The 2,849-nt window shown below is 68.6% G+C and carries 1 protein-coding gene; it reads right to left on the bottom strand.

Annotated elements, in window-relative coordinates; translation table 11 throughout:
• Window positions 1-214: 214 nt before the first annotated feature.
• Window positions 215-2,314, bottom strand: a complete 2,100-nt coding sequence (locus QRO91_RS22195) for a glycosyl hydrolase family 18 protein (RefSeq protein ID WP_197633050.1) — start codon at window positions 2,312-2,314, stop codon at window positions 215-217.
• Window positions 2,315-2,849: the final 535 nt, after the last annotated feature.

Below are 2,849 nucleotides of genomic sequence, written 5' to 3'. Positions count from 1 at the left end.
CTACCGCCCCCCCGACGCCCCCCCCGCAGGGCCCAACCCCCCCCCCCCCCACCGGCCGCGCGCCCAGCAAAACGCGGCCCCCCCCCCCCAACCCCCCCCCGCGCTGGGCGTCGACCCCGCCCCCCCCGGCGCCCGCCGCACCACCCCCGCCGCCGGGCCCGCCCCTCTACAGGTGGGAAGCCGGGAATGCGTGTCGCATCCCCGGCTTTTCTGCTTACTTCAGGCCATCACTGACCGCCTTGGTCAGCGTGCCCTGCGCATCGTCACCACTGAACTCCCAGACGAACGCACCGCCCAGGCCCTGGGTCTTCACGTAACCCATCTTGCGGGTGATGTTGGCCGGGGTGTCGAAGCTCCACAGCGTGCTGCCGTTGTAGATCCAGGTGGCACCGGCGGTGTTGTCGGTGTAGCCCGGCCACGCCAGGTTCTTCAGCACCTTCCAGTCCTCGATGCCGGCCTCGTAGGTACCCGGGGCGGCGCCGGTCGCGGTCTGGTACAGGCCGTTGTTGGCGTTGGCCACGCCGGTCCAGCCACGCCCGTAGTAGCCGATGCCCAGGTTGAGCTTGGCGGCGGGAACGCCTCGGCTGATGAAGGCCTCGATGGCGTCGTTGCTGTTGTACAGCTTCTGGTCGCCGGTGGACGGATCATTCGGCGAATCGAACAGTGCGGACTGGTGATTGGTCTTCGCGTCCCACGCGCCGTGGAAGTCGTAGGTCATCACGTTGATGTAGTCCAGGTACGGGTGGTACGCGGCCGGATCGGTGACGCGGATCTTGTCGATGCCCGCACCCACCGCCACCGTCAGCAACAGGCCCGGACGCACTGCATCGAGCTGGCGGCGGAACTCGGCCATCAGCGCGGTGAAGTTGGCGTTGTCTTCCGGCTTGCCGCACTCGATGCCGCACGCCACCGGGTATTCCCAGTCGATGTCGATGCCGTCGAACACGCCCAGCGCGGCACCGGCGCCACCGGCACCGTCGGTCACCGGCAGGTTGCCCTTGATGTAGGCATCGATGCACGAGGCGACGAAGGCCTGGCGGTTTTCCGGGCGTGCCGCGCTGGAGAAGCCGCGCGACCAGGTCCAGCCACCCAGCGAGATCAGCACCTTCATGCCCGGGTACTTGGCCTTGAGCTGCTTGAGCTGGTTCCAGTTGCCGCGCAGCGGCTGGTCCCAGGTATCAGCGCTGCCGCTGACGCTCTCGGCGGCGCTGAAGGCCTTGGTGTAGTCGGCGAAGGCATCGCCACCGGCACCACTGTTCGGATCCGACGGCTGGGTGATGCCCACTTCGCAGCGGTTGTTGCGCACGTTGCCGAAGGCGTAGTTGATGTGGGTCAGGCGTGCGGCCGAACCGCTGCTGTCGATGTTCTTGACCCGGTAGTTGCGGCCGTAGATGCCCCACTGGGTGAAGTAGCCGATGACCCGCTTGCCGGTGGTGCCGCCGTCGCCGGCCAGCGTGGTGGCGCTGATCTCGGTGCCTTGGGCGGACGCGTTGCCGGCGTTGTCGCGGGCACGCACGCGGTAGCGATAGGTGGTGGATGCGGTCAGGCCACCATCGACATAGCTGGCGCTGGACGGCGAACCGACCAGGCTGCCATTGCGGTACACGTCATAGCCGGCCACGCCGCTGCCACCGGTGTTGTCGGTGGACGGGCTCCAGCTGAGCGCGATGCTGTTGGCGGTACGCGTGCCCACCGTCAGCCCACCGGGCACGCTCGGCGCGGTGGTATCCCCACCGGCGGCGTTGACGGTGATGGTGATGGTCGACGTGCTGCTGGTGGCGTTGTTGTTGTCGGTGGCCACCGCGCGCAGGGTGTGGCTGCCGGCGCTGGCATTGGCCCAGCTGGCCGCATACGGCGCACTGGTGGCGATGCCCAGCGAGGCGCCGTCGCGGAAGAACTCGACCTTCGCGACGCTGCCGTCCGGGTCGCTGGCGTTGGCGGTCACGTTGACCGTGCTGCCGGCGCTGAAGGTGGCGCCGTTGGCCGGCGAGGTCAGGCTGACCACTGGCGGCTGGTTGGTTCCGCTGCCATCGCAGGCACCGAGGTTGGTGTAGTAGGGCGCGCCGGCCGGATGGTCCGGCGGCGCGTTCCAGATGTCCTGGTTCGCCCGATAGAGGACGCCTCCTTTCTGGAGGGTATCGCCGGCCCGGTAGATCTTGGCCTGGTCCCACTGGGCCACGCCGGCACAGCTGGCGGCCTGCGCCAGGCCGGGCAGGGCGGCGGTACCGGCGGCCAGGGCAAGCAGCCAGGCCAGGCGGCGGGGACGACAGCTTCGGGTCGCACGTTCGGCACTGCGCACAATCGGGTCGTACATGGGTAAGTCTCCGATCAAAGGGCGCGCGGGCCCCGATGGCGCCGCGCGTGACGCAGGTCCGGGCGTCGCCCGGGAAGGCGACGGAGGGGGCGGACGGGGTACCTGGGAGGCCGGGGAGAGAGTCCGGCGCCAGGTAGGGACAACGTTGTCATCAATTGTGTGGTCAATCCGTGAGCAAGCGCATGGTTCCGGGATTCAGGCGGAGAGCGCGCTGCGCGCGGTCGGCGGCCATCGGCGGAGCCCCTCGTGGCTGGGGCTTTCCGCGAACAGGGGATTTCTGGAGGTTGGCCGGGTGGGTGGGGTGGGGGGGGGCCGCCGTGAATATGTCCCTTTATGGTGGGGCGCGCCAAACAATGCGCTTAAGCCCCATCGCACCCCACCCCCCCCGCCAACCAAAAGTTACTGGCTGTATATTATAAAAAAAAACCACCCCACCACAACGACACCAATTTGGGTTTTGGTATTTTTGGTTTAATAATCTGGGGGGGGGGGGGGGGGGGGGGGGGGGGGGGGGGGGGGGGGGGGGGGGGGGGGG

It is taken from the genome of Stenotrophomonas maltophilia group sp. Smal32, from assembly GCF_030237085.1.
In the GTDB taxonomy this organism is placed as follows: Bacteria; Pseudomonadota; Gammaproteobacteria; order Xanthomonadales; family Xanthomonadaceae; genus Stenotrophomonas; species Stenotrophomonas maltophilia_Q.
Note: the sequence above shows the minus strand (reverse complement) of the source record. Positions and strands in the feature narration are given on the sequence as shown.